Annotated in this window: 26 protein-coding genes; 10 read left to right on the forward strand and 16 right to left on the reverse strand. The window is 42.3% G+C overall.

All coding sequences use genetic code 11. The annotated features are described in order from the left end of the window. Window positions 1-175: 175 nt before the first annotated feature. The 3 genes from B9T26_RS08995 to B9T26_RS09005 all read left to right on the forward strand — a co-directional run bounded on the left by B9T26_RS08995 (window position 176) and on the right by B9T26_RS09005 (window position 3,346). Window positions 176-1,132: a TauD/TfdA dioxygenase family protein gene (locus tag B9T26_RS08995; RefSeq protein ID WP_086199370.1), complete on the forward strand. Its 957-nt coding sequence runs from the start codon at window positions 176-178 to the stop codon at window positions 1,130-1,132. Window positions 1,133-1,588: 456 nt separating this feature from the next. Next, a complete protein-coding gene (chrA, locus tag B9T26_RS09000; protein ID WP_171262969.1) occupies window positions 1,589-2,824 on the forward strand; it encodes a chromate efflux transporter in 1,236 nt (411 codons plus the stop codon). A 192-nt stretch (window positions 2,825-3,016) separates the two neighbouring features. Beyond that, on the forward strand, window positions 3,017-3,346 hold the full coding sequence (locus tag B9T26_RS09005; protein ID WP_086199371.1) for a four-helix bundle copper-binding protein: 330 nt from the start codon (window positions 3,017-3,019) through the stop codon (window positions 3,344-3,346). 107 nt (window positions 3,347-3,453) lie between these two features. Here the strand turns inward: B9T26_RS09005 and sthA are convergent, their stop codons facing one another. Continuing rightward, window positions 3,454-4,869: a Si-specific NAD(P)(+) transhydrogenase gene (gene sthA / locus B9T26_RS09010; protein WP_086199372.1), complete on the reverse strand. Its 1,416-nt coding sequence runs from the start codon at window positions 4,867-4,869 to the stop codon at window positions 3,454-3,456. A gap of 208 nt (window positions 4,870-5,077) precedes the next feature. Between sthA and lipA the strand changes: the two genes are divergently transcribed. Further along, window positions 5,078-6,091 (forward strand): lipoyl synthase, encoded by a 1,014-nt coding sequence (gene lipA, locus B9T26_RS09015; RefSeq protein ID WP_086199373.1) that lies wholly within the window; start codon window positions 5,078-5,080, stop codon window positions 6,089-6,091. A gap of 143 nt (window positions 6,092-6,234) precedes the next feature. On the opposite strand, the gene B9T26_RS09020 is transcribed toward lipA, so the two are convergent. The 11 genes from B9T26_RS09020 to B9T26_RS09070 form a co-directional block, all read right to left on the reverse strand. After that, the gene (locus B9T26_RS09020) at window positions 6,235-6,888 is read right to left on the reverse strand and encodes a tRNA-(ms[2]io[6]A)-hydroxylase (protein WP_086199374.1); all 654 of its coding nucleotides are present in this window, start codon (window positions 6,886-6,888) and stop codon (window positions 6,235-6,237) included. Between the two features lie 12 nt (window positions 6,889-6,900). After that, window positions 6,901-7,626, reverse strand: a complete 726-nt coding sequence (gene pdxJ, locus B9T26_RS09025) for a pyridoxine 5'-phosphate synthase (protein WP_086199375.1) — start codon at window positions 7,624-7,626, stop codon at window positions 6,901-6,903. 25 nt (window positions 7,627-7,651) lie between these two features. After that, a complete protein-coding gene (gene recO / locus B9T26_RS09030) occupies window positions 7,652-8,362 on the reverse strand; it encodes a DNA repair protein RecO (protein WP_086199376.1) in 711 nt (236 codons plus the stop codon). A 12-nt stretch (window positions 8,363-8,374) separates the two neighbouring features. Then, a complete protein-coding gene (locus B9T26_RS09035) occupies window positions 8,375-8,572 on the reverse strand; it encodes an NF038104 family lipoprotein (protein ID WP_086199377.1) in 198 nt (65 codons plus the stop codon). A 30-nt stretch (window positions 8,573-8,602) separates the two neighbouring features. Continuing rightward, window positions 8,603-9,631 (reverse strand): GTPase Era, encoded by a 1,029-nt coding sequence (era, locus tag B9T26_RS09040; RefSeq protein ID WP_086199378.1) that lies wholly within the window; start codon window positions 9,629-9,631, stop codon window positions 8,603-8,605. Continuing rightward, window positions 9,631-10,329, reverse strand: coding sequence for a ribonuclease III (gene rnc / locus B9T26_RS09045; RefSeq protein ID WP_086199379.1), 699 nt, complete (start codon window positions 10,327-10,329; stop codon window positions 9,631-9,633). The genes era and rnc overlap by 1 nt, the downstream gene beginning before the upstream one ends. Further along, on the reverse strand, window positions 10,301-10,675 hold the full coding sequence (locus B9T26_RS09050) for a DUF4845 domain-containing protein (RefSeq protein WP_086199380.1): 375 nt from the start codon (window positions 10,673-10,675) through the stop codon (window positions 10,301-10,303). The genes rnc and B9T26_RS09050 overlap by 29 nt, the downstream gene beginning before the upstream one ends. A 22-nt stretch (window positions 10,676-10,697) precedes the next feature. Then, the gene (lepB, locus tag B9T26_RS09055; RefSeq protein ID WP_086199381.1) at window positions 10,698-11,525 is read right to left on the reverse strand and encodes a signal peptidase I; all 828 of its coding nucleotides are present in this window, start codon (window positions 11,523-11,525) and stop codon (window positions 10,698-10,700) included. Window positions 11,526-11,545: 20 nt separating this feature from the next. Next, the gene (gene lepA / locus B9T26_RS09060; protein ID WP_086199382.1) at window positions 11,546-13,363 is read right to left on the reverse strand and encodes a translation elongation factor 4; all 1,818 of its coding nucleotides are present in this window, start codon (window positions 13,361-13,363) and stop codon (window positions 11,546-11,548) included. A gap of 173 nt (window positions 13,364-13,536) precedes the next feature. Further along, entirely contained in the window at window positions 13,537-13,998 is a 462-nt protein-coding gene (locus B9T26_RS09065) for an acyl-CoA thioesterase (RefSeq protein WP_086199383.1), read from the reverse strand. Between the two features lie 137 nt (window positions 13,999-14,135). Beyond that, window positions 14,136-15,518, reverse strand: a complete 1,383-nt coding sequence (locus B9T26_RS09070; RefSeq protein ID WP_086199384.1) for a Do family serine endopeptidase — start codon at window positions 15,516-15,518, stop codon at window positions 14,136-14,138. Window positions 15,519-15,745: 227 nt separating this feature from the next. Here B9T26_RS09070 and nadB point away from each other — a divergent pair, with 227 nt between their 5' ends. Continuing rightward, window positions 15,746-17,389: an L-aspartate oxidase gene (nadB, locus tag B9T26_RS09075; RefSeq protein WP_171262970.1), complete on the forward strand. Its 1,644-nt coding sequence runs from the start codon at window positions 15,746-15,748 to the stop codon at window positions 17,387-17,389. 65 nt (window positions 17,390-17,454) lie between these two features. Here the strand turns inward: nadB and B9T26_RS09080 are convergent, their stop codons facing one another. The 4 genes from B9T26_RS09080 to pabC all read right to left on the reverse strand — a co-directional run bounded on the left by B9T26_RS09080 (window position 17,455) and on the right by pabC (window position 20,420). Then, entirely contained in the window at window positions 17,455-17,871 is a 417-nt protein-coding gene (locus tag B9T26_RS09080; RefSeq protein WP_086199386.1) for a PaaI family thioesterase, read from the reverse strand. A 73-nt stretch (window positions 17,872-17,944) separates the two neighbouring features. Further along, the gene (gene tmk / locus B9T26_RS09085; protein WP_086199387.1) at window positions 17,945-18,550 is read right to left on the reverse strand and encodes a dTMP kinase; all 606 of its coding nucleotides are present in this window, start codon (window positions 18,548-18,550) and stop codon (window positions 17,945-17,947) included. A gap of 9 nt (window positions 18,551-18,559) precedes the next feature. After that, window positions 18,560-19,606, reverse strand: a complete 1,047-nt coding sequence (gene mltG, locus B9T26_RS09090) for an endolytic transglycosylase MltG (protein ID WP_086199388.1) — start codon at window positions 19,604-19,606, stop codon at window positions 18,560-18,562. A gap of 1 nt (window position 19,607) precedes the next feature. Continuing rightward, complete coding sequence (gene pabC / locus B9T26_RS09095) at window positions 19,608-20,420, reverse strand: aminodeoxychorismate lyase (RefSeq protein ID WP_086199389.1); 813 nt, start codon at window positions 20,418-20,420, stop codon at window positions 19,608-19,610. 167 nt (window positions 20,421-20,587) lie between these two features. Here pabC and B9T26_RS09100 point away from each other — a divergent pair, with 167 nt between their 5' ends. The 5 genes from B9T26_RS09100 (at window position 20,588) to cysW (ending at window position 25,224) form a co-directional block, all read left to right on the forward strand. Continuing rightward, a complete protein-coding gene (locus B9T26_RS09100; RefSeq protein WP_086199390.1) occupies window positions 20,588-21,592 on the forward strand; it encodes a sulfate ABC transporter substrate-binding protein in 1,005 nt (334 codons plus the stop codon). A gap of 178 nt (window positions 21,593-21,770) precedes the next feature. After that, window positions 21,771-22,784, forward strand: a complete 1,014-nt coding sequence (locus tag B9T26_RS09105) for a sulfate ABC transporter substrate-binding protein (protein ID WP_086199463.1) — start codon at window positions 21,771-21,773, stop codon at window positions 22,782-22,784. Between the two features lie 27 nt (window positions 22,785-22,811). Then, window positions 22,812-23,417, forward strand: a complete 606-nt coding sequence (locus B9T26_RS09110; RefSeq protein WP_086199391.1) for an alpha/beta hydrolase — start codon at window positions 22,812-22,814, stop codon at window positions 23,415-23,417. A gap of 83 nt (window positions 23,418-23,500) precedes the next feature. Then, window positions 23,501-24,334, forward strand: coding sequence for a sulfate ABC transporter permease subunit CysT (gene cysT, locus B9T26_RS09115; RefSeq protein WP_086199392.1), 834 nt, complete (start codon window positions 23,501-23,503; stop codon window positions 24,332-24,334). Further along, window positions 24,331-25,224 carry a sulfate ABC transporter permease subunit CysW gene (gene cysW / locus B9T26_RS09120; RefSeq protein WP_086199393.1) on the forward strand — a complete coding sequence of 298 codons (894 nt, stop codon included), beginning with the start codon at window positions 24,331-24,333 and terminating at the stop codon, window positions 25,222-25,224. Before cysT ends, cysW begins: the two co-directional genes overlap by 4 nt.

Genomic DNA, 25,224 nt, shown 5'->3' on the forward strand with positions numbered 1-25,224 from the left:
AACACAGCAACAGCTATTTTTAAACTAAAAAATACAGTTTTTATTAAAAGCTGTATTTTCAACATATTAGTTAAATTTATTCAATTTTTCATAAACTTAGAATAATTTCTGATTTTTCAGCCAGTGTATTTTTTCTTAGATTGAGTGATAACAAAAAACAGTCTGAGCAATAACCATGACCGCATTAACCCAACTTTCACAAGCCATTCATGATGCACCACGCTGGCATCCGGCAGAGCAATTTCAAAACCCGCAGGAAATTAGCATTGAGCCTTTAGCAGATCAGGCGCTAGGTGCAGTAATATGGGGTTTAGATGCACGCAAAGCCCAATCTGGCGAAACCATCTACCGTCTCAAACAGGCATTGGCAGAACACTTAATTTTAATCTTTAAAAATCAAAGTTTAGATGACCTTCAATACCTGGCTTTTGCCAGCTACTTTGGCTCAATCTTCCATCCCAGCTCAGATACCCCAGTACTGGCAACCCAAGATGATACAGGTACTCCGCCAGACGTGGTTCCGGTCTCAAATGCGGTAGGTCAAGGCGACTATACCGGTCATGGCGAACTGGCTGCGCATGCAGATCACCAATGGACACCACTGCCTTCATTTGGCTCATTGCTCTATGCCATTGAACTACCACAAGATGGCGGACAAACCTCCTGGTTTAATACCATCAAGGCATATCAAGCACTGGATGAAAATACCCGAAAACATTTAGACCAATTGCAATTAATTACCTATAACCCATTTGTCCGGGCAAAAAATAACAAAGGCAGCACCGGTTATGGCAAAACACCGCTTTATCGCTTTAAAGATCAACCTATTCTTGGACATGCTTATCCACATCCCTTAGTTCGCACCCATCCTGAATCCGGTCGTAAAGGCTTATGGCTCAATGAACGCTCTGAAGTGGAGTTGGTGAATTATGATGATCAGGCCGGCAGTAAACTGATTGCTTCACTGCGCGAGCATATTTTAAAGCCTGAATTCCGCTATGAGCATCAATGGCAACCAGGTGACATTGTGTTCTGGGATAACCAAGCCACGCTGCACTCTCGTCGTCCTTTCCCATCTGATCAGCGTCGTTTATTAAAACGCATCAGTCTGGCAGGTGGCCGACCTTATTAATAGATTTTATCAAACTTGAAATAATAAAAATAAAAGAAGCGTCATAAAATTACTCCACAGCATCATGACCAAACATACATTTACGCATACTCAAAATCGTAAATAAAATAAAAAATGCGTCATGATGCTGCAATTTTTTACTTATCGACCCGCATAGATTGACCCAAACAAGCTGTACATTTTCAGTGCTAAAACATTGAATGAAGCATTTGTTGTAGATGATCCATTCGCCTCATAAATAACGACAATGAAATTCATCAGATCGTGCATTATTTTCAAGCTGGTCATCTTTTTTAAATATTTGCAGGTTAAATTAAAAAATAAAAGCCCATCAAAAGTAATCACTTGGGATGGGCTTTTTCATGTTAGAAATATGCATAGCAGGAAAACTCTATAGCAAAGCAATTCTGGCCTGTTAAATGGCTCAGGCTAAAACTCAAATATTTTTGGATCATTATGTTGCCTTCTGTTCCCATGCTTTCAAATTTCAGCTTATTTAAAATATTCCTTAAATTAGGCTGTACGGCATTTGGCGGCCCGGCAGCTCATCTGGTGTTTTTTTATCGGCGTTTTGTGCAACAGCTGCAATATCTGGATGAGCAACAATATGCCCACCTCTTGGCCTTGGCACAAATTTTACCCGGCCCGACCAGTAGCCAAATGGGCATCGCGATTGGCTATCAGCTGAAAGGTTATCCTGGGGCGCTGCTGGCATGGCTAGGCTTTACTCTACCTTCCGCCCTGCTCATGACCCTTGCTGCCATGATCGGCATTCAATTTTTCAACGCTCTTTCTGCCGATTTTTTTCATGTGATTCAGCTGATTGTGTTTAGTGTAGTGGCATGGGCTTTTTGGCAAATGTTGACGACCTTTTGCAAATCCAAATGGCAATATATCTTAATGTTTTTGGCCGGACTGCTGGTTTATTTTGTACCACTCGGGATTAATCAGGTTTTAGCCATTCTATTTGGTGCATTCGCAGGACTGATGTATCACCATTATTTTCCGCAACAAAATACGCCTAAACCTGTTGCTCAACTATCAATCACAAAACATAAATCTTTTGCCTATCTCTGGCTGATTTTATTTGCCTTACCCTTTGTACTGGTACCGCCATTACAACATTTTTTCCCCAGTCTCTGGTTAGAAACTTTTTCGGGTCTATACCGCACCGCATCTTTAGTCTTTGGGGGTGGTCATATTATCTTGCCCTTTTTACAGCAGGATTTTGTCGCATCGAACTTAGTGTCTCAGCAGCACTTTGATCTCGGCTATGCCATTGCCCAGCTGATGCCCGGACCATTATTTAGTTTTGCCAGTTACTTAGGTGCTTTATTACCTTTAAGCTCATCGACAGTACTGAATGCGGCTTTTGCTACCATGGTGATTTTTTTACCTTCTTTTTTACTCATATTTGGTGCTTTACCGTACTGGTCACGTTTAATGCAATTGCCACGCTTATATCATGCTTTGGCAGGAATTAATGCAGCAGTGGTTGGCTTGTTATTGTGTTTGGTGGTGCAGATGGGGCAAAAATATTTACTCTCTGGCTTAGATATTGTTTTTGTTATTGGTGTCATTACATTACTTAAAAGCAAAATTCCAGCCTGGCTCAGCATGATTGGCAGTTTCTTGGCTTATTATGCGCTGTTGCTTTTCTTGAACCATTCTTTCTATTCAACAATCATGTAAACAAACATGCCTTTTGGGCATTTAAAACAACAATCACCCTTCATATATTCAGGCAGAATCAATTTTATATTCCGATCTTACTGAAACAGGACACTTTTTACTTTTAATCACTGAATGTCGCTATTGTATTTTCCCATTTCTGTTTAGCGTATTAAAAATTGCAATAACAATATGCGTATAAAGGAGAAATGAATGAATGAAATTCAGTTTTCGGATTGTGTTCAGGCATGTATGACTTGCTCGCTAGCCTGTAGCCACTGTGCCAGCTCCTGCTTAAAAGAACAGGATCTGGAAATGATGCGGGAATGTATACAACGTTGTCTGGACTGTACAGATCTCTGTCAGCTCTGTGCCCGCATGGTACAAAAGCAATCTCCGTTTATTAAAGAAATCTGTGAGCTTTGTGCTCAGGCTTGCGAATATTGTGTAGAAGAATGCGGTCATCATGAGCATGAACATTGTCAGCAATGTGCTGAAGCCTGCCGCCGCTGTGCTGCCGAGTGCCGAAAGATGGCTGCCTAGAAGCAATAAGTAATCAACCCTACCCAGGCATGATGTTTTTATTCCTCCCATAAACAAAAACCCGCAAGTTTTCACTCACGGGTTTCGCATCTAAAATTTATAAAATCTTAGAACAAACGGTTCATACCATTTAATGTTGCTACACGGTACGCTTCCGCCATGGTCGGATAGTTAAAGGTAGTTTCCACAAAATATTTGATGGTATTGTTTGGACTGTTCATGACTGCCTGACCAATGTGGATAATCTCAGAGGCATTGTTACCAAAACAATGCACACCTAAAATTTCCAGAGTGTCACGGTGGAACAGAATCTTCAATTCACCCACGGTGTCACCGGTAATCTGTGCACGCGCCAAATGACGGAAAGATGCCTGCCCAACTTCATAAGGAATTTTTTCTTCAGTCAACTGCTGTTCAGTCTTACCAATGGAAGAAATTTCCGGAATGGTGTAAATACCTGTCGGAATATCCGTTACAGGTTTAACGTTCTCTTCACCACTCATGTTTGAACCAGCGCAACGACCCTGGTCGTAGGCAGCAGAAGCCAATGATGGCCAACCAATCACGTCACCGGCAGCGTAGATATTTTCCACTTCAGTCTGGTACTGATCATTCACTGTAAGCTGACCACGGCTGTTTGGTGTAATACCCACATTTTCCAGACCTAAACCGTCAGTATTTCCCGAACGACCATTACACCACAAAATGGCATCGGCTTTAATTTTCTTGCCGCTTTGTAAATACATCACCACATGATCATCAAATGTTTCCAGATGATCTAGTTGTTCATTATGACGAATCAATACACCCTGCTCACGTAAACGGTAAGACAAGGCATCAGAAATTTCATCATCCAGGTAGCTGAGCAATTTAGGCTGGGTATTGATCAAATCGACTTTATGGTCCAGACCAATGAAAATGGATGCATATTCACAACCAATTACACCAGCACCGTAAATAATGATTTTTTGAATTGAGAAATCCAGATCCAGAATTTTGTCTGAATCGAATACACGTGGATGACTAAAATCAAGCGCCGCTGGACGGTATGGACGTGAACCCGTCGCAATCACCAATTGCTGGAAAACGATCGTTTCTGTTATGCCTTCAGGGCTGAATATCAATACGGTATTTTTATCTTGGATGTAGGCACGACCGTGATAAATATCAATTTTATTGCGATCATAGAAACGGGAGTGCGTTTCAACCTGTTGTTGAATCACTTTATGGGCATTACGCAGCACCTGTTTCATGGTGAACTGTTTCCAGTCGCCCACTTTCTGGAACATCGGGTCACGCTGGTAACGCAAAATGCTTGATACGGTCTGACGCAATGCTTTACTTGGAATGGTTCCTACATGTGTACAGTTACCACCTAACTGTTCACGCACATCAATAATTGCAACACGCTTGCCAGATTTGGCAAGTTTCATTGCCGCGCCTTCACCCGCAGGGCCTGAACCGAGAACTACCGCATCGTACTTGACGAAAGTTCCACTAACGACCTCTTTCTTACGTGGCATTCAACGCTCCTATATTTAATCCTGATCTATCTTCATTATATTATGACGTAATTAGTAGCAATTTGCTGTATTTACCTCACATATATTAAGTGATGACTACATTTATTAAATGAATATCGTTTTTGCCCCATTTAGATTCAAGTCCGTTATAATAAAACCACTAATATATCTAGTATCTCCCCCGTCAAAAACAGTGGAAAAGTTGAATATGTCTGAAAACCGTAAACCTGAACAGGGTGTCAAACTTCGTGGCGCAGAGAAGGTCGCTCGTATTCCTGTAAAAGTTGTACCTACGGTTGAAACGCCACGTAAACCGGATTGGATTCGTGTGAAAATGGCGGCTCCAGATGAAGTTCAACGCATCAAAACCACCTTACGTGCACAAAAACTGCATACCGTATGTGAAGAAGCTGCCTGTCCGAACTTGCCAGAATGTTTTGGTGGCGGTACTGCAACCTTTATGATTATGGGTGATATTTGTACCCGTCGCTGCCCTTTCTGCGACGTGGCCCATGGCCGTCCAAACGCACTTGACCCTGACGAACCGCGTCACATGGCAGAAACCATTGCCAATCTGGGTTTAAAATATGCCGTGATTACCTCGGTTGACCGTGATGACTTAAGAGATGGCGGTGCCCAGCATTTCGTTGATTGTATTAAAGAAGCTCGCAGCTTAAGCCCAAAAACATTATTAGAAATTCTGGTTCCCGATTTTCGTGGCCGTATGGATGTGGCACTTCGCATTATGACCGAATGCCCACCAGACGTTTTTAACCATAATATTGAAACTGTGCCGCGTTTGTATAAAGCCATGCGTCCAGGTTCAGATTACCAGCACTCTTTAAACCTGCTGAAAATGTTTAAAGAATATTGCCCGGATGTTCCAACCAAATGTGGTTTGATGGTTGGTATTGGTGAAACTGAAGAAGAAGTGATTGCACTGCTGGATGACTTGCATGAACATGGCGTGGACTATGTAACCATTGGTCAATACCTACAACCTTCTAAAGAACATGCACCGATTGACCGCTTCGTCACTCCTGAAGAATTCGAACGTTATACCACACATGGCCAAAAACTGGGTTTCAGAAATATCTGGGCTGCACCGATGGTTCGTTCAAGCTACTTTGCCGACCGTCAATACTATGGCGAACCTGTTCCGGCTGTACGCCGTAAAGCCGATCCTGCCAAGAAAATTGCAGTACAAACCATTGAAGCTTAATTTATCTTGAATAAAAATTTAGTCTGATTGAATGATGCCAATCTAATCCATTTAGATTGGCATTTTTGTTTATCTCTTTTTATTAGTCCAAAGAGATAAAAAATCCCCTATTCAAATAGAGGATTTTTAAAACAGAAAAACCATTAAGCCGCTTTATTAGGTACACCGCTATGAAAGCGGAATAAATCATCCGGACTTAAAATCAGGTTTTTTTCAACTTCACGAAAGTGTGCAATACGCTGCTGAATATCTTCTTTAGGATTTTTTAACTTCGAGGTTTGAGCAACATCCAATGCCAAAGCCAAATAATCCTCAAAATGCCGCGATTCAGACTTCAGCAGATAGCGGTAGTATTTACCCAAATTTTCATCTACAAGCGGTGCAAGCGCATAAAAACGCTCACATGAGCGTGCCTCAACAAAAGCACCAATAATCATAATGTCGATTAAAGCTTCAGGCTCATACGTGCGCACTTCTTTACGTAAGCCACCTGCATAACGACCGGCACTAATCGATTGCCACTCCTGACCGCGCGTGGTCATCAGTTCAAGTACTTGTTCATAGTGCAGCATTTCTTCACGCACCAACTGTGCCAACTTAACCTGTAAATCGGTAAAGAAAGTGTAGCGAAACATCAGGTTCATGGCCGTACCTGCTGCTTTTTTTTCACAATTGGCATGATCTTGCATGAGTAACTCGAGGTTATTCATGGCTTCATCTAACCATGCTTTTGGCGTTTCACATCCCAAGAAGCCCAAAACGGGCTTCATAAGATCATCATAATTTATTAACGACATAATTCTAAAAACTTATCTTGCTGATTTAATGACAGCTTTCATTTGTTGAACCGCTTGGGCTAAACCGACAAATACAGCATCGGCAATAATAGAATGACCAATATTGAGTTCATGAATTTGCGGAATTTGAGCAATCGGCGTGACATTTTCAAGGTTTAAACCATGTCCTGCATTGACCACTAAACCTTTAGATGCCGCATATTCTGCACCTTTGACAATGCGTTCTAATTCAAGCTGCTGAGCTTCTTCAGTTTCGGCATCGGCATAGGCACCTGTATGTAACTCAATGGTTGGAGCACCACAAGCCACTGCTGCATCAATCTGGGCAAAATCGGCATCAATAAACAACGAAACCTCACAACCAATGGCAGACAGGGCCTGGGTGGCGGCTTTCACATCTTCAAAATGACCGACCACATCCAGACCACCTTCAGTGGTCACTTCCTGACGTTTTTCTGGCACAAAACAGACATGATGCGGCTTGATTTCCTTAGCAAATTCAACCATTTCAGGAGTCACTGCCATTTCCAGATTCATGTGCGTTTTGAGTACTGGACGCATGCGGCGGACATCGTCATCCTGAATATGGCGACGATCTTCACGTAAATGCAGGGTAATGCCTTCTGCACCAGCCTGTTCACAAATCAGTGCAGCATTTACCGGGTCTGGATAAGTGGTTCCGCGCGCCTGTCGCAATGTCGCCACATGGTCAATATTTACACCAAGCAATGCAGCCATAACAATTTCCTAACTAGGTTCTAAATTAAGATCGAGATTGAGTATTCTGAATCCACAATTGACGGCTTTTCAGCGGTCGGTCTCCCAAAAGAGAGGTGATCATTTGCCGATACAGTTGTGACAATAATTGTAACTGCTCAGGATTAAAATCCCTACCCTTTTCATAATCACGCATCGACAGAATTTGCTGCCCCAATAAAGTCGAGCGTGATTGTTGTGCGATGGCAATAAAACCATCGTTAAGTTGGAATATATAATGCTGGTTTTCCTGAATTTCCTGTTGATGAGCATCTACTGTAAAATCCAGTGCGTAGCCTAACTCTTCCAGCAGCACATGTTCAAACTGTCGCAAAATTTGCCTTAAAAAAAGATTGGGCTGTTCATGCTGTGCCAATTGCTGAAGCTGTTGTAAAGTTTGATGATATTGCACAAAGGTTTGCGGCATTTCGACTTCGACCGGACATAAGCGCAGGATAATTTCATTTAAATAGAAGCCAGAAAAGAAGGCATCGCCAAAAAAGAAAACCGGCTGATTGACAATTTCCAGCTTGGTAAAATTTTTAAGCTCAGATTTACCCGAAGCCTGCAAGCAAATGGGTTGATATTGCGGAGGTGGAGTTTGCCTTAAGATTCCATCAACGCGGCCATACTCCTGGGTAAACAGATGCACAATGTGACTGCGCTCCCGGTATTTACGATGATGGATTAAATAACCATGCAAGAGTTCATTACGCATGACAAATTAAATCTAGTCTTTGTTCTTTTTGTTATCAGTATCACCTTCTTCGTCATCCCCATCTGGAATGACTGCCCCCACAACGGCAGTGGTACCTTTGACCACGCCTTTAGTGGTTTTATAAGCCACTTTGACAGGAACCGTAACTACCTTATAAATACAGCCTTGCAGAAACAATATACAGGTGACTACAGACAGTACTTTAATCATTACAGTTCCTTTCAAGTGTAAACTTAGATCTTAGATATCACTATAACCTAAGCTTTTTAGTGCACGTTCATCATCAGACCATCCGCCTTTGACTTTCACCCAAAGGGTCAGCATGATTTTTTGTTCGAACATTTTTTCCATATCGGTACGGGCATCCATACCAATTTTCTTCAATTTTGAACCTTTTTCACCAATCACGATCGCCTTTTGCCCTGGACGATCAACAAAAATAGTCGCATCGATATAGGTACAGGCTGCTTTCGGACGACCAGTTTTCGCATTAATCGTCGCTTCTTCAGTCTTGAATGATTCAATTTGCACAGTTAAATCATAAGGCAACTCTTCACCTAACTGACGCATGATTTTTTCACGAATCACTTCAGAAGCCAGGAAACGTTCTGAACGGTCGGTAATTTGATCCAGTGAATAAAGCGGTGGCTGGAACGGCAAATATTTTTCAATGGTATTACGTAGATGCTCAAGGTTGGCACCACGTAAAGCCGATACAGGAACAATCTCGGCAAAGTTCATCAATTTTGCACGTTCCTGAATTAATGGAAGTGCCTGATTTTTGTTCTCAAAAGTATCTAACTTGTTGATGACCAGGATCACCGGCATTTCTGCATTTTTCAGCTTTTCCAGTACAAGCTCATCGTTTTGCGTCCACTTTTGCGCATCCACAACGAACAGCACCAGATTGACATCGCGAAGTGCAGAATGTGCAGCACGGTTCATCATTTTATTGATGGCACGTACTTCTTTTTTATGCATTCCCGGCGTATCGACAAACACTGCCTGAGATTTTTCACGGCTATCAATCCCGACAATCTTATGACGCGTAGTTTGTGGTTTACGTGAAGTGATTGAAAGTTTTTGACCCAGCAAATGGTTCATCAATGTCGATTTACCCACATTCGGGCGTCCCACAATAGCGACAAAACCACTTTTAAAATCAGAAGGAATGGTGGTTCCTTGTGCACTAAAGAATTGATTAATTAAATCGTTACCGCTCTCTTGCGGCTCGTGATCAGCATCGATGTGATCGGAATGAGTAGTCATTAAGACTTTTGCTCCAATTGTTTTAAAATATCTGCCGCAACTGCCTGTTCAGCAAAGCGACGACTTGAACCCTCACCATACAACACAGGCAAGCCCTCAATAATACATTCCACCTTGAAATGCTGATTGGGAGCATCACCTTGAATATCCACTACATCGTAAACAGGGAGAGGTTTTTTACGTGCCTGCAAATATTCCTGTAAGCGTGATTTAGGATCTTTGAGTTGGTCTGTAGGCTCGATATGGTCTAAATATGGGATGTACCATTTCAATACAATGTCTTGTAACACTTTTAAATCATTACAATCGACATAAATTGCACCAATAATCGCTTCTACAGTATCAGCAAGAATAGATTCCCGATGATGTCCACCCGATTTCAACTCACCCGTGCTCAGAATTAAACATGGGCCGAGCTTCAAATCGTTTGCAATTTTGCCTAATGCTTCTTGACGCACCAATGTGGCACGCATACGCGTTAAACGCCCTTCATTTTCATGAGGGTAGGCTTGATACAAATAATGGGCAATGATCATCCCTAACAATGAATCGCCTAGAAACTCCAGACGCTCATAGTTAGTTTTGTGACTAACCGATCGGTGTGTCAGTGCAAGCTGCAATAATTCAGGTTGTTTGAACTGATAACCGATACGGTGGACTAAGCGCATATCACTTAGTTTGGGTTGACCTTTGATCAAAACTTTTCTCGAACTTTAACACTAAATCTATATTGAGTAAGAAAGGCTTTCTTATCTCATACTCTTTTTTCACTTCCAGACCGTCAACGTTCACTACTTTCGCAATTTCATCAAATTTAAGATCACGCACATTATTCATGTCCAAACGTTGACTCATCTGGCTTGAGAATTTTGAAGGAGCAGTATTGGCCGGACTACTTTGCAGCAACTCCACGATTTGGCTATCTACTACTCGATCATCCCAATACGGTCCCCAAACAGCAATTGCAATTTTTGCTAAAAAAGCAAACCCAATAATTGCAATTAAAATCGCAATATACGATGCCCCTTGTTGATTTTTACGCATTTGTTATTTTTTCCAATTATGCTTAATCAATTACACCGTTGCGGTTAAACGACGGTAATTTAAATCCAGGTTCTTTATGCATCCACTTATAGAATGCACGACCTGTTAGGTTTTCCTCTGGTACAAAGCCCCAAAAACGACTGTCAGCACTTTGATCGCGGTTATCACCCATCGCGAAGTAATGACCTTTAGGAACTTTGACTTCCCAATATAAACCATTTTCAGATGAATATTTACCATTTTCAACATAGTTAATAAATGGTGCCTGACGTGCAACGTTTACACCTTCAAGCTCACGCATCTTAAAGGTATGCTTACCTAACGTTTCCTGATGATAAATTGAAGTCGGTGTATCCAGAATATCTTTTTCGCGACTAAATTCCACCGGAACTTTCGCCACTTTTTGTCCATTAATACTCAGTTGTCCATGATCATAAACAATGTGATCACCTGGCAAGCCAACTACACGTTTAATATAACTGATGGTCGGTTGTGGCGGATAACGGAACACGATCACGTCACCACGTTCTGGTTCACCCACGTCAATGACTTTGGTATTCACAATTGGCAAGCGAATACCATAGTTAAATTTGTTGACCAAAATAAAATCACCAGTTTCTAAAGTCGGAACCATAGAATCGGAAGGAATATTAAACGGTTCATACAGGAATGAACGTAGCACCAGAACCACTGCCAGAACTGGCCAGAAGTCATATGCCCAGGTGATGATGAAATTTTCATTACCCTTGCCTAGCGTTTGTCTTTGTTTAAATACAAACTTATCCAGTAGCCACACCAAAAAGAAAATCAGTGTGACGGGTACAAGGATTAAATTAAAATCAAAATCCATGAGCTAAATGACCTCTTTTATTATCTTTCTACTTTTAACACGGCAAGGAACGCTTCTTGTGGGATTTCAACACTACCCACCTGCTTCATACGTTTCTTACCTTCTTTTTGTTTCGACAGAAGTTTTTTCTTACGCGACACGTCACCACCATAACATTTTGCCAATACGTTTTTACGCATCGCTTTTACAGTAGAACGGGCAATAATTTGCGCCCCAATGGCAGCCTGAATGGCCACATCAAACATTTGACGCGGAATCAGGTCTTTCATTTTTTCAACCAGTGCAATACCACGATGGCGTGCATCCTGACGGTGACAGATCATTGCTAAAGCATCGACTTTATCACCATTAATTAACACATCCACCTTAACCAGAGATGAACTCTCAAAACGGACAAAGTTATAATCGAGTGATGCAAAACCGCGTGAACATGATTTCAATTTATCAAAGAAATCCATCACTACTTCAGCCATTGGAATTTCAAAAGTAATCGAAACCTGATTGGCCATAAACTTCATGTCTTTTTGCACACCACGGCGCTCTACACATAAAGTCATCACATTACCCAGATATTCCTGAGGAACCAGGATATGACATTCGGCAATCGGTTCACGTAAATCTTCAACCGTTGAACCATCAGGCATTTTTGATGGACTGTCGATGTATATCGTTTCGCCATTCTTCATCACCGCTTCATAAATTACGGTTGGTGCAGAAGAAATGAGGTCAAGATCGTACTCACGCTCTAAACGCTCTTGTACGATTTCCATATGTAGCATACCCAAGAAGCCACAGCGGAAACCAAAACCTAATGCATCTGAACTTTCTGGTTCAAAGAATAAGGCAGAGTCGTTGATTTGCAGCTTATGCAATGCTTCACGGAACGGTTCAAAATCACTTGAATCAATCGGGAACAAACCGGCATAGACCTGCGGTTTGACCTTTTTAAAACCTGGCAAGATTGCCACGTCTGGTGTAGTCGCAAGGGTGATTGTATCGCCCACTGGCGCACCAAAAATATCTTTGATCCCTGCAATGATAAAGCCTACTTCACCAGCTTCAAGCATGCCTGTTTCAGTATGTTTAGGATTGAAGATACCCACTGAGGTAATGATGTGCGATTGACCTGTTGATTTAATCAACATTTTATCGCCCTTACGCACACGTCCCTGTTTGATACGCACCAAAGACACAACGCCTAGATAATTATCAAACCATGAGTCAATAATTAGAGCTTGTAGCGGTGCATCACGGTCACCTGTAGGCGCAGGAATAACATTGACCAGAGTTTCAAGCACCCCTTCAATGCCTAGGCCAGTTTTCGCTGAACAGGTTGGGGCTTCAGTCGCTTCAATCCCGATAATGTCTTCAATTTCCTGAATCACACGCTCAGGTTCAGCCTGCGGTAAATCAATTTTATTGAGTACAGGGAGTACTTCCAGTCCTTGTTCAATGGCGGTATAGCAGTTTGCAACCGACTGCGCTTCCACTCCTTGTGCCGCGTCGACAACCAAAAGAGCGCCTTCACATGCCGCAAGCGAACGTGATACTTCGTAGGAAAAGTCCACGTGTCCTGGTGTGTCAATAAAGTTTAATTGGTATTCTTGACCATTCGGATGGGTATAGTACAACGTCACCGATGCCGCTTTAATGGTAATACCACGCTCACGTTCCAGTTCCATAGAATCCAGAACCTGAGCCTGCATTTCGCGATCTTGCAAACCACCACAGGTTTGAATAAAGCGATCCGCCAGTGTCGATTTACCATGATCGATATGCGCAATAATCGAAAAGTTACGAATGTTTTTAATATCAACAGATTTTTTAGCTTGCGCCATGGGCTACCTTGAGAAAAAACACGCCATGCAACCAATAATTAATGCATGGCAAAAGCCGAATAGAAATTGCGTAGGATTATAGCAGATGGATTTTTCAATGTATTCTAAATAATGAACTCCTTTTTCGCTTTGTGCAGTCATTTTCAAAGCAAAGCTGGGTTGAACTCATTTATTCAGTTTGAAGCAATTACATCGTATTGGCTAAAATCTAGCGGATTCACCTGTTCCGATATAGGCTGATAAGCTTGAATAAACGTCGGTGACATGCGTTTTGGCCGACCTGAAGCAATTTCCACACAGGCCCATTTGGTATTTCCCATAAACAGAACCGCTTGGTCGTACGGACGGTAAAACACATATTGGCGAAAAGAATACAAGGCATTGATATCATCCAGCCAGGTACGCAAGATAATCTTTTCGCCTGCAAATGCCGCTTTACGATATTGCACATGATGCTCTACTGCGACCATGGCATGTTTCAGCTCCAGATATTCATTCAAGCCTAAACCTACGGCATCAATATGTGCAGTGGCGACATCCTGCATCCAGTGCATATACACCACATTATTCACGTGTCCCAAACGGTCAATATCTTTTGCTTGAACGGTCATTTCCAAATCAAAAACTGTGCTCATATATTCTTTAAACCCTTACTCATTGCAAAAATTTCGTTCAAGGAAATACAGTCTACGTAATTTTGGATTACAGTAAAATTGCAAAATATAAAAAAACCACTCATCTATAGAGTGGTTTTTCATTTGATGGATCAATGCTATTCAATACGCATACCTAGAATTGCGCGTTGATCTTGGCGAATAATGGAAACACGTGCAATCGAACCTTTTTTCAATTCAGATGCAGATTTAACGAATTCTTCACTATTCAAAATCGTTTTATTATTCACCTGAGTAATAATATCGCCCGCCATTAAGCGAGATTGTGAAGCAATTCCACCGCGCTTAACTTCCTGTACCAGAATGCCGCCTTTCAGATCCAGTTGCTTTTGCTCATTCGCGGTTAAATTACGAATTGTTATACCTAAAACGGGACCTTTATTTTGTGCTGCTTGTTCAGCCTGTGCCGGTGTATCATCCGGCGCAGTGGTCAAAGTTGCCGAGATATTACGGGTTTTATCATCGCGTAAAACTTGCAATTGAATGTTCTGATTTGGTGTAGTTCGGTTTAAGTAATTAAGCAAATCCGAAGTTCTTGAAATGGGTGAGCCATTATATTTCAGGATCACATCGCCCGACTTAAAGCCTGCTTTGGCTGCGGGTGAGTTTGGTGCTACCTGTGTGACCAGTGAACCTTCAGGTTTGGACAGGTTATACGATTCTGCCAGATTGCGATCGATATCTTGCAACATGACACCCAAATAAGAACGAGTCACCTTGCCATTCTTTTTCAACTGCTCTGCCACGTCCATGGCTACATCAATAGGAATGGAAAATGACAAGCCCATATATCCGCCAGTGCCACTAAAGATCCGTGAGTTTACCCCAACCACTTCACCGTTCTGGTTAAACAAAGGACCGCCTGAGTTACCCGGGTTTAACGCCACATCGGTTTGAATAAATGGCACTGAGGTTTCCCCCATCATATTACGCATTTTCGCACTGACAATACCGGCAGATGCAGAATAGTCAAAACCGAAAGGTGAACCGATGGCCAGTACCGGCTCACCGACTTTGAGCCGGTCTACATTTCCGGTACGTAATTCAGGGAAATTGGAACCACTGACTTTTAGTAATGCCACATCGGTACGTGCATCGCTTCCGACCACTGTGGCATCAATTTCACGGCGGTCATTTAGCATGATGGTGACTTTAGAAGCATCTTCAATCACATGGTGATTGGTTAATAGATAACCATCCTTACTAATAAAGAATGCACTACCATAAGCGGTTTTATCCTGCTGATTCTGTTGCTGCGGAACAATCACTTGATTGCCAAAAAAACGTTTTAAAATTTCAGGGATCTGTTGTTGTATCAGTTCTTCCTGAGTCATTTTTTTGACGACATTTACACTGACCACCGCCGGACTGACTTGTTCAACCAGATTAGAAAAGTCTACCGAAGAAGCTGCTTGTGTTTGCATGGCCGCCATTGTAAATACAGCAGCATACATTCCTTTTTTTATATCGCGATTGTTCATATAAAGCCTGCACTCCATTCATTATAAGTATGCATAGACAGTATTTAGCATAAAATATATCTGTCTTGGGTAATAATATGTTTGGATATATTTGTATAAACAACAACTTAAATATTTCTTAAAAGTTTGTTGCTTTATTACTTTTTCTCATCATACATTAGCATATTAGCCCTTGTCTTTTGATCAAAAAAGCGGTGTTATTAGCAAACTTTTTTTCGAATTAGCTGATGGACATGTCTAATTTAAATACAACGCATCATTTTGACGTGATCATTGTGGGCAGTGGTGGCGCAGGTTTAAGTCTAGCTTTATCGCTACCCGATCATTTCAACATTGCTGTTTTGGCAAAATCGACACTTACCGATGCCAGTACCTATTTCGCTCAAGGCGGCGTTGCTGCAGTTCTGGATAAAACTGATTCCATTGCACAGCATATCGATGACACCATGATTGCCGGTGCGCAGTTATGTGAACGTGAAGCCGTCAAGCAGACTGTAGAAGGTGGCAAACCCTCGGTAGATTTTCTGTTAAAGCATGGTGTGCAATTTACCTTAGACGAACAAGAACAACTCCATCTAACCCGTGAAGGGGGTCATTCACAGCGCCGCATTATTCATGCCGCAGATGCAACAGGTCGTGCCATTTCAACCACTTTGGTACAACGCGCCCAAGAAAAATCAAACATCACCATTTTTGAAAACTATATTGCAATTGATCTGATTAGCTCGCAAAAATTAGGCATTAGAGATCAGGACAATCGTGCCTTGGGCTTATATGCACTGGATGAAAAAACTGAAAAAGTGCATACCTTTTTAGCGCCTTCTACAGCCTTGGCTTGTGGTGGAGCCATGAAAGCCTATCTATATACCTCTAATCCGGATATTGCCACCGGTGATGGCATCGCCATGGCTTATCGTGCCGGATGCCGCGTGGCCAATATGGAATTTAACCAGTTCCATCCGACCTGTCTGTATCACCCTCAAGCCCGTTCATTTTTAATTACCGAAGCCATGCGTGGCGAAGGGGCTTATTTACGCTTGCCTGATGGTGAACGATTCATGCTGCGTTTTGATGAACGTGCTGAACTGGCACCACGGGATATTGTGGCACGTGCCATTGACTATGAAATTAAGCGTTTAGGGATTCGTCATGTCTGGCTGGATATCACGCATAAACCGGCCGAGTTTGTCAAAGAGCACTTCCCGACCCTATATGCACGTTTACTTGAATTAGGCATCGACATTACCAAGGACATGATTCCTGTGGTTCCTGCAGCCCACTACACCTGTGGTGGCGTGGTGGTCGATGAGCATAGCCAAACCGATATTTCCGGCCTCTATGCGATTGGTGAAACCTCTTATACCGGCTTACACGGTGCTAACCGTATGGCCAGTAACTCACTTTTAGAATGTTTTGTGTATGGCATGAGTGCTGCAAAACATATTGAAAGCCAGTTTGATCGCAATTATGCCTCTCCTGATGTTCCAACCTGGGATGATTCGCAGGTCACAAATCCAGATGAGGACGTGGTGATTTTGCAAAACTGGGATGAACTGCGTCAGACCATGTGGAACTATGTCGGCATTGTGCGCACCACCAAACGTCTACAACGTGCTTTACATCGTATTGAAATGCTGAAACGGGAAATCACTGAATATTATCAGGATTACCAAGTCAGCAAAAATCTGATTGAATTGCGTAATTTAGTTTTGGTGTCTGAGATGATTGTGCGCTGTGCCATGGAGCGCAAGGAATCGCGCGGTTTGCATTACACCCTAGATTATCCGGAGCTTGGACCTGAATTGCGTAAAACAGTACTGACTCCGCCAAACTTTCAGGTGGAAACACCGTTGGTGAATGCCGATGTTTAAACCCGTATAGTCCAAATAAAAAAGCCGAACATTTTTGTTCGGTTTTTTAAATCTATTACATCTATTTATTGCTGGGGTGGTATCGAATAAGTACCTACCGCATGTGCAATGGGTTCATCCAGATCAATAGAATATAACCATACGTCACCGACAATGAGGGCTTTACCCACTTTCATTAATTGGCACACTGCACGAATATCCTGTGCTGCGGTCGGTTTTCTTAAAAAATTAACGGATAAACTGGTCGTGACAGCCAGCGCAACGATACCGATTTCACCCAGTATCGCAATATAAAGTGCATAATCGGCAGCAGTCATCATGGTCGGCCCAGACACCGTACCTCCAGGTCTTAAATCTGCACTCCCCACATGATAAATAATGGATGCGCCTTTTTCAGTGACTGTTTCTATTTCGCATTTTTCCAGACTTTGCGGAAATTCATGTTGCAAAAAATCAATAATTTCGGCTTTATTACTTTTCATTGTTTATAAAAAATCTTCCATAATGTTGCCCACTATAGAAGATTTTTCATTCAAACCCAATCGCTGAGAATGACTACACCGATTGCAAACATGCAAGTGCCTGGCGAAATACCTGTTCAGGGTTTTGTGTAGCATCTAAACGCTTAATTCGCTCAGCCTGTTGTTCCCAAAGTTCCTGATAGCCAGACCGGACTTTTTCAAAGAAAGCGGCTTTTTCCTGTTCAAAGCGATCCAGTGCACCACGTTCACGCGCGCGTGCCATCCCCAGTTCAGTCGGCGCATCCAGCCAAAACGTAATATTGGGCATATGCGATACAAAATTGGCATTCAATAACTGCAATTTTTCTTTGCTTAAACCACGCCCTGCACACTGATAGGCAAAACTGGCATCGGTAAAACGGTCACACAATACAGTTTTACCAGCAGCTAATGCCGGAACAATGACTTGTTGTAAATGCTGTGCACGTGCCGCATACATTAAGAGCAGTTCAGTATCATTAGCCATGCTTTCTTCATGGTTTACAGACAGCAATAACGAGCGGATTTGCTCTGCCATGGGTGTGCCACCCGGTTCACGCGTTAAGACGACGTCTTGACCTTGCTGAACAAAGTACTCATGGACTTTACCAATGAGTGTGGTTTTCCCGACACCTTCAGTGCCCTCAAAACTAATAAACATCCCCACTCCTTAATTTTTTGAACGAATGACAGTTAAATATTCTTGCACAGCACGATTATGCTCATCCAAACTTGCCGTAAATTTATGCCCACCATTACCGGTAGCGACAAAATAAACGTTATTCGAGTTGTCTGGGTGCATGGCAGCTTCAATGGCTTTCTGACTTGGCAATGCAATCGGAGTTGGCGGTAAGCCATTGTTGGTATAAGTATTATAAGCTGTTGGTGTACGCAAATCGGTGCGGGTGATATTACCAGTATAACGATCTCCCATGCCATAAATCACCGTTGGATCGGTTTGCAGACGCATGCCTTGTTCCAAACGACGGATAAATACGCCTGATACCTGATTTAGCTCACTATCCAGACTGGTTTCTTTTTCCACAATGGAAGCCATAATCAGTGCTTCATATTTATCCTTATAAGGTAAACCGCTGGCACGGTTGTTCCACGCCTTATCCAAAGCCTTCATCTGACGCTTATATAGATCGGTCAAAATCTTCTTATCAGTTTCACCTTTGGCAAAGAAATAGGTATCTGGCGCAAACAGGCCTTCAGGATGGCTAAACGGAATACCTAAAGCTTGCAGCATTTGTTCTTGAGGAAGATTCAACACTTCTTTGGTGACTAAATCATCTTTTTTCAATTGTGCAATCAGCTGTTTGAACGTGGTGCCTTCAATCACCAGAATACGGTTCATCTGTGCATTTTCAGCATTCGATACCAGTTGCATTACTTCACGTACTGACATGCCCTGATGCACTTCATAAACACCGGCTTTCATGCTATCATGAATGATGAACTTTTGATAAAGCTTTAACACGACAGGAAAGCTGACTTTATCTTCCTTGGCTAAACGATCAATAAACCCTGAATAGGTATCTCCGTCGTCAATGGCCAGCATCTGCTTTTGACCTTCCACAGGATAAGCTTTAAATAAGCTTGACCATAGGATCACCACAATCAAAACCACAAGACCTGCAAATAGAACGACGAAGCCTTTAAATGGAAATGCGCTTGTTGCTTTCTTTTTTGATTTTTTTTTGCTGCTAGACATATTAATGAATCTGATCTAATTGAAGAATATTAAAGAGTTCAATACAGGGTTGAACATTCAAAGCTTGCTGGTTAAGTTCAGTCACAAGTTTCATTGGACTTAAGGCATTACAGAAAAACAGGCTTTCAAATTTTGAGATGTCATCCATATCAATAAAACGCTGTTCACAGTGAATGCCATGCTGCTGCATCCGGGACAAAATTTCCGCCCGCATCACACCATGGACGCCATTATAACGAAGTTCTGGCGTAATCCATGTATTGTTTAAACGAATGAAACAATTACTGCTTACTCCTTCAACAACAGTACCTTGTACATCGGTCACTAAAGCTTCTGCCCAGCCGCGTTGCTCGGCTTCATGTTTTAACAATACCTGTTCCAGACGGTTCAGGCTTTTTAATCCCACCAAAGCAGGCATACTGAGGCCCAAAGCTTGCTGCAATACACCAGACTTAATTTTTTCAATCTGGAAATCATCCACCACCTGAGGATAAAAAAATACCCAAAGATCCGCAGGATGATCAGGCAAGCTATAACCGCGCTGCCCTTCACCGCGGCTAATGATTATTTTTAAGGTGCCATTCACCTGCAAAAATTGCTGCTGCAACACAGCCAGAGTTTTTTCAATGCAGCTTAAATCTGCTTGCAGCATCAGCCGTTCACAACTTAAACGCAGTCGTGCCCTATGCAGGTTTTCAAGTTCAATCTTGCCTTGTCGCACACGTGCAGTGGTAAAACATCCGTCACCATAATGGAAAGCCCGATCCAATAATGAAATTTCGCTGATTTGCTGTGCATTTTTAAAACATGGCATAACAGAACATCCTGTAAATGATGGCCTAGTTTAAAAACAGCGACATTAAATTAATAGCTTTTTTATTCATATCAAATTCATTTCTTATTATTTTTTCAACAAAAAAGATAACGCTATCCTTCGCCTTGTTACAAAACATTAATAATTCAAATTCAAAGGATAGCAAAATGCATTCATTAAAAATCGGGGTTTTAGCAGCTCTTATTTCCGCAACATCTTTTACTGCGCTGGCAAAAGACTTTTTAAATGTTTCATACGATCCAACGCGTGAATTATATGAAAACTATAATAAAGAATTTGGCACATATTGGAAGAAAACCACAGGTCAAGACATCAACTTTAAACAGTCACACGGTGGTTCTGGTAAACAGGCACGTTCTGTAATTGATGGTCTGGATGCCGATGTGGTGACTTTGGCACTTGCAGCAGATATTGATGCCATTGCAGAAAACTCAAATCTTATCCCTAAAAACTGGCAGAAACAGTTCCCGAATAACTCTACACCTTATACCTCTACTATCGTGTTCCTGGTACATAAAGGTAATCCGAAAGGCATTAAAGACTGGGGCGATTTGGTGAAAAATAATGTCGGCATTATTACTCCAAACCCTAAAACTTCTGGTGGTGCACGCTGGAACTATTTAGCGGCATGGGCTTGGGCAAAACATCAGCCAGGCGGTAACGATGCCAAAGCACAGGAATTTGTGCGTCAAATCTATAGAAACACCAAAGTTCTGGACTCTGGTGCACGCGGTGCAACCACGACCTTTGCTGAACGCGGTATTGGTGATGTATTGCTGGCCTGGGAAAACGAAGCGCATTTAGCCATTCGTGAACAACCGGGCAAATTTGAAATCATCACACCAAGCTTATCCATTCTTGCTGAACCACCGGTTGCCATTGTCGAGAAAAATGCACAGAAAGATGGCAACCTGAATTTAGCCAAAGCCTACTTAAATTACCTGTATTCACCTGCAGGTCAAACCGTTGCAGCGAACAATTTCTATCGTCCGCGCAATGCCGCAGTATTGGCAAAATACAAATCCGTATTCAAACCTTTAAAGCTGGTCACGATTGATAAAGAATTCGGCGGATGGACTAAAGTTCAAAAAGCCCACTTTGAAAATGGCGGTATTTTCGACCAGATCGTGAAAGCCAATAGCACGAAATAATTTGAGTTCATCGATCAAAGCATCAGCTTTATGCATAAGGCTGGTGCTTAGAATATAAACCAAGCCTTCATTATCTTTTTTATTCATATAAAATTCGTTTTTTATTATTTTTTATGCATAAAGAATGGCGTTATTCTCTGCCCATGTAATGAAACATATTAAGAATATTGAGGTCCGCATGAGCATTTCAGCAAAATTGAAACTTGGGGTTTTAGCCGCAGTCGTATCGACCTTTTCTTTGGGTGCTGCAGCAAAAGATTTTCTCAATGTATCTTACGACCCAACACGCGAACTGTATGAAAACGTGAATAAAGATTTCAGCAAATACTGGGAAAGCCGTACTGGACAGAAAATTAACTTCAAACAGTCACACGGCGGTTCAGGTAAACAAGCTCGTGCGGTGATTGATGGCCTCGATGCAGATGTCGTGACTTTAGCACTTTCTGCCGACATTGATGTGATTCAAGAAAAAACCAAACTGTTACCGGCAGACTGGCAAAAGAAACTCCCTCAGAACTCAACCCCTTATACTTCTACCATTGTATTTCTGGTACGCAAAGGCAACCCGAAACATATTAAAGACTGGGGCGACCTGGTTAAACCGGGTATAGGCATTATTACCCCAAACCCTAAAACCTCTGGCGGTGCACGCTGGAACTATTTAGCGGCATGGGCTTGGGCAAAACACCAAGCGGGTGGTAATGATAAAACTGCACAGGAATTTGTGCGTAAAATTTATAAAAACACCAAAGTCCTCGACTCAGGTGCACGTGGTTCAACCACCACATTTGCTGAACGTGGCATTGGTGATGTATTGCTTGCATGGGAAAACGAAGCTCACTTAGCCATTCGTGAACAGCCGGGCAAGTTTGAAATTGTGACCCCTTCTCTTTCAATTTTGGCTGAGCCACCCGTGGCGATTGTTGAAAAAAATGCAGAGAAAAAAGGCAACCAATATCTGGCCAAAGGCTACTTGAATTTCCTTTACTCGCCACGCGGCCAGCAAATTGCGGCTGAAAATTTTTACCGTCCACGCGACGAAAAAACCTTGGCTCAATACAGCAAGGTATTTAAGCCATTAAAACTGGTCACCATCGATCAGGAATTTGGCGGCTGGAGCAAAGTTCAAAAAGCGCACTTTGAAAATGGTGGTGTATTTGACCAGATCGTGAAAGCCAATAGTGCAAATTAATAGCGTTCGATAGACAGGAGCATCGACATGATTCATACCGTAATTGTTCCGGGTGTAGGTGGCAGTGAATCTGCGCACTGGCAATCTTGGTTACAACGACAACTCATGTCATGCTCTCGTGTGCAACAACAGGACTGGAACAAGCCTGTGTTACAAAACTGGATTGCCGAATTTGTCAACACAGTAGCACCGATCCAAAACAGCATCCAGATTGTTGCACATAGTTTTGGTTGTTTAACCACTGTGGCAGCATTAGCCCAGCACCCGGAATTAAATCAAAAAATTAAAAATTTGATTCTGGTTGCACCGGCCAATCCAGCCCGTTTTGGTGAAGCTGGTTTTTCGCGAGATAGCCAGCAAGATTATCAACACTATTTTCACCAACTTAAAATTGCCGTGCCAACAACACTGCTGATTAGTGAAAATGATCCCTGGTTAAATTTTGAAGATGCCCAGCAACTTGCGCAAGTATGGAAGCTGAGTCCAATTAACCTGGGGCAGGTTGGACATATTAATGTTGCTTCCGGTTTTGGACCTTTTCCTGAAATTTATGATTATTTAATTTCAGAAAATGTGTTGCACCATATCAATTTTACTGATGAGAACAAGTGCTTTTTTAAATTTGCAATTTGAAGTCTGCAAATTATGCTTGTGCCGAATTAAACTTTTATTTTTGCTGACTTAATTGGTCAGCATCGCTCTTTTCAGGAGTCATCATGTCGCAGCGATCCCGAGTGCTGCCAGGATTTGGTCTTTCTCTAGGCTTTACCCTAGCGTATTTGTCATTAATCGTACTTATTCCACTTTCGGCAGTGTTTATTAAATCACTGGGAATTGGATGGGACGGTTTATGGGAAATTTTAAGTTCAGAACGTATCTTAAAATCTTTGCAGTTAAGTTTTAGTGCTGCCCTGCTTGCAGCCTTAGTCAATGTGGTCTTTGGTTTACTGCTGGCGTGGTGCTTGGTCCGTTATAGCTTCCCTGGCAAGCGTATTGTTGATGCTTTGGTCGACTTACCTTTTGCCTTGCCTACAGCTGTGGCCGGTATTGCATTGACATCTTTATATGCCCCTACAGGCTGGATTGGTCAGTATCTGGAACCGATGGGAATTAAAGTGGCCTATACCCCAATCGGGATTACGCTTGCGCTGATTTTTATTGGTATTCCTTTTGTGGTCCGTACCGTACAACCGGTTTTGAGTGATCTGGAAACCGAACTGGAAGAAGCGGCATCGGCATTGGGTGCGAACCGTTTTCAGATTATCACTAAAATCATTCTACCGATTCTGTTCCCTGCACTATTGACCGGTTTTGCCTTGGCCTTTGCACGTGGTGTAGGTGAATACGGCTCGGTGATCTTTATTGCCGGTAACCAGCCCTTCGAGACTGAAATTGCGCCACTGATGATTATTTCCCGTTTGGAAGAATATGATTATGCCGGTGCAACCACCATTGCAGTTGTCATGCTGGTACTGTCCTTTGCCATCTTGTTCCTGATTAACCTGTTGCAGGCGTGGGCAAGCAAACGTACCGGGAGAACTGCACGATGAGTTTAATAACCAACAGCAATGCTTTGGCTGAGAAATTGCAGTCACGGGATGCTACCCGTGAACCAACCTGGATTCGTTACCTGCTCATCACCATTGCCCTGATTTTCTTTTTAAGCTGCCTGATTCTGCCTTTAATTCTGGTCTTTGTTGAAGCGTTTAAACAAGGCGTCGGGGTTTATTTTCAGGCATTGGTACATCCAGATACTTTATCTGCGGTAAAACTGACCTTATTGACTGCTGTGATTGCCGTGCCATTAAACGTGGTGTTTGGTGTAGCAGCTGCATGGTCGGTAGCGAAGTTTAATTTCCGTGGCAAATCCATTTTGACCACTATTATTGATTTACCTTTCTCGGTTTCACCTGTAATTGCAGGCATGATGTTAGTACTGATTTTCGGTACTCAAGGCTGGTTTGGTGGCTGGTTGATGGACCATGACATTAAAATCCTGTATGCCGTTCCTGCCATTGTGCTGGCAACCGTGTTTATTACTGTTCCTTTTGTGGCGCGTGAACTGATTCCTTTGATGGAAGCACAAGGTACAGAAGAAGAAGAGGCCGCAATTGTACTGGGTGCTTCAGGTTGGCAAACCTTCTGGAAAGTAACCTTACCCAATATTAAATGGGGTCTGATTTACGGTGTCATTCTGTGTAATGCCCGTGCTATGGGTGAATTCGGAGCAGTATCGGTGGTGTCTGGTCACATTCGTGGTGAAACCAATACCTTACCGCTACATGTAGAAATCCTTTACAACGAATATACCTTTAGTGCTGCGTTTGCGGTGTCCTCACTGTTGGCTTTACTGGCGATTGTGACCCTAGTTTTAAAAACATGGGTAGAGATACGCCAAGAACGACAAAACAAACGTAATGACGATTCAACAGTTTCTTAA

The organism is Acinetobacter sp. ANC 4169, from assembly GCF_002135355.1.
In the GTDB taxonomy this organism is placed as follows: Bacteria; Pseudomonadota; Gammaproteobacteria; order Pseudomonadales; family Moraxellaceae; genus Acinetobacter.

Coding starts and splice junctions, on each gene's coding strand:
- recO (WP_086199376.1), bottom strand. CDS start 8,362: ATGCGTAATGAACTCTTGCATGGTTATTTAATCCATCATCGTAAATAC.
- B9T26_RS09065 (WP_086199383.1), bottom strand. CDS start 13,998: ATGAGCACAGTTTTTGATTTGGAAATGACCGTTCAAGCAAAAGATATT.
- tmk (WP_086199387.1), bottom strand. CDS start 18,550: ATGTTTATTAGTTTTGAGGGCACTGAAGGTGTCGGGAAAACCACACTC.
- sthA (WP_086199372.1), bottom strand. CDS start 4,869: ATGCCACGTAAGAAAGAGGTCGTTAGTGGAACTTTCGTCAAGTACGAT.
- B9T26_RS09005 (WP_086199371.1), top strand. CDS start 3,017: ATGAATGAAATTCAGTTTTCGGATTGTGTTCAGGCATGTATGACTTGC.
- mltG (WP_086199388.1), bottom strand. CDS start 19,606: ATGTCTAGCAGCAAAAAAAAATCAAAAAAGAAAGCAACAAGCGCATTT.
- B9T26_RS09100 (WP_086199390.1), top strand. CDS start 20,588: ATGCATTCATTAAAAATCGGGGTTTTAGCAGCTCTTATTTCCGCAACA.
- B9T26_RS09035 (WP_086199377.1), bottom strand. CDS start 8,572: ATGATTAAAGTACTGTCTGTAGTCACCTGTATATTGTTTCTGCAAGGC.
- B9T26_RS09080 (WP_086199386.1), bottom strand. CDS start 17,871: ATGAAAAGTAATAAAGCCGAAATTATTGATTTTTTGCAACATGAATTT.
- B9T26_RS09020 (WP_086199374.1), bottom strand. CDS start 6,888: ATGTCGTTAATAAATTATGATGATCTTATGAAGCCCGTTTTGGGCTTC.
- B9T26_RS09070 (WP_086199384.1), bottom strand. CDS start 15,518: ATGAACAATCGCGATATAAAAAAAGGAATGTATGCTGCTGTATTTACA.
- B9T26_RS09050 (WP_086199380.1), bottom strand. CDS start 10,675: ATGCGTAAAAATCAACAAGGGGCATCGTATATTGCGATTTTAATTGCA.
- chrA (WP_171262969.1), top strand. CDS start 1,589: ATGTTGCCTTCTGTTCCCATGCTTTCAAATTTCAGCTTATTTAAAATA.
- B9T26_RS08995 (WP_086199370.1), top strand. CDS start 176: ATGACCGCATTAACCCAACTTTCACAAGCCATTCATGATGCACCACGC.
- lipA (WP_086199373.1), top strand. CDS start 5,078: ATGTCTGAAAACCGTAAACCTGAACAGGGTGTCAAACTTCGTGGCGCA.
- cysW (WP_086199393.1), top strand. CDS start 24,331: ATGAGTTTAATAACCAACAGCAATGCTTTGGCTGAGAAATTGCAGTCA.
- lepB (WP_086199381.1), bottom strand. CDS start 11,525: ATGGATTTTGATTTTAATTTAATCCTTGTACCCGTCACACTGATTTTC.
- era (WP_086199378.1), bottom strand. CDS start 9,631: ATGACTACTCATTCCGATCACATCGATGCTGATCACGAGCCGCAAGAG.
- B9T26_RS09110 (WP_086199391.1), top strand. CDS start 22,812: ATGATTCATACCGTAATTGTTCCGGGTGTAGGTGGCAGTGAATCTGCG.
- cysT (WP_086199392.1), top strand. CDS start 23,501: ATGTCGCAGCGATCCCGAGTGCTGCCAGGATTTGGTCTTTCTCTAGGC.
- nadB (WP_171262970.1), top strand. CDS start 15,746: ATGGACATGTCTAATTTAAATACAACGCATCATTTTGACGTGATCATT.
- B9T26_RS09105 (WP_086199463.1), top strand. CDS start 21,771: ATGAGCATTTCAGCAAAATTGAAACTTGGGGTTTTAGCCGCAGTCGTA.
- pdxJ (WP_086199375.1), bottom strand. CDS start 7,626: ATGGCTGCATTGCTTGGTGTAAATATTGACCATGTGGCGACATTGCGA.
- lepA (WP_086199382.1), bottom strand. CDS start 13,363: ATGGCGCAAGCTAAAAAATCTGTTGATATTAAAAACATTCGTAACTTT.
- pabC (WP_086199389.1), bottom strand. CDS start 20,420: ATGCCATGTTTTAAAAATGCACAGCAAATCAGCGAAATTTCATTATTG.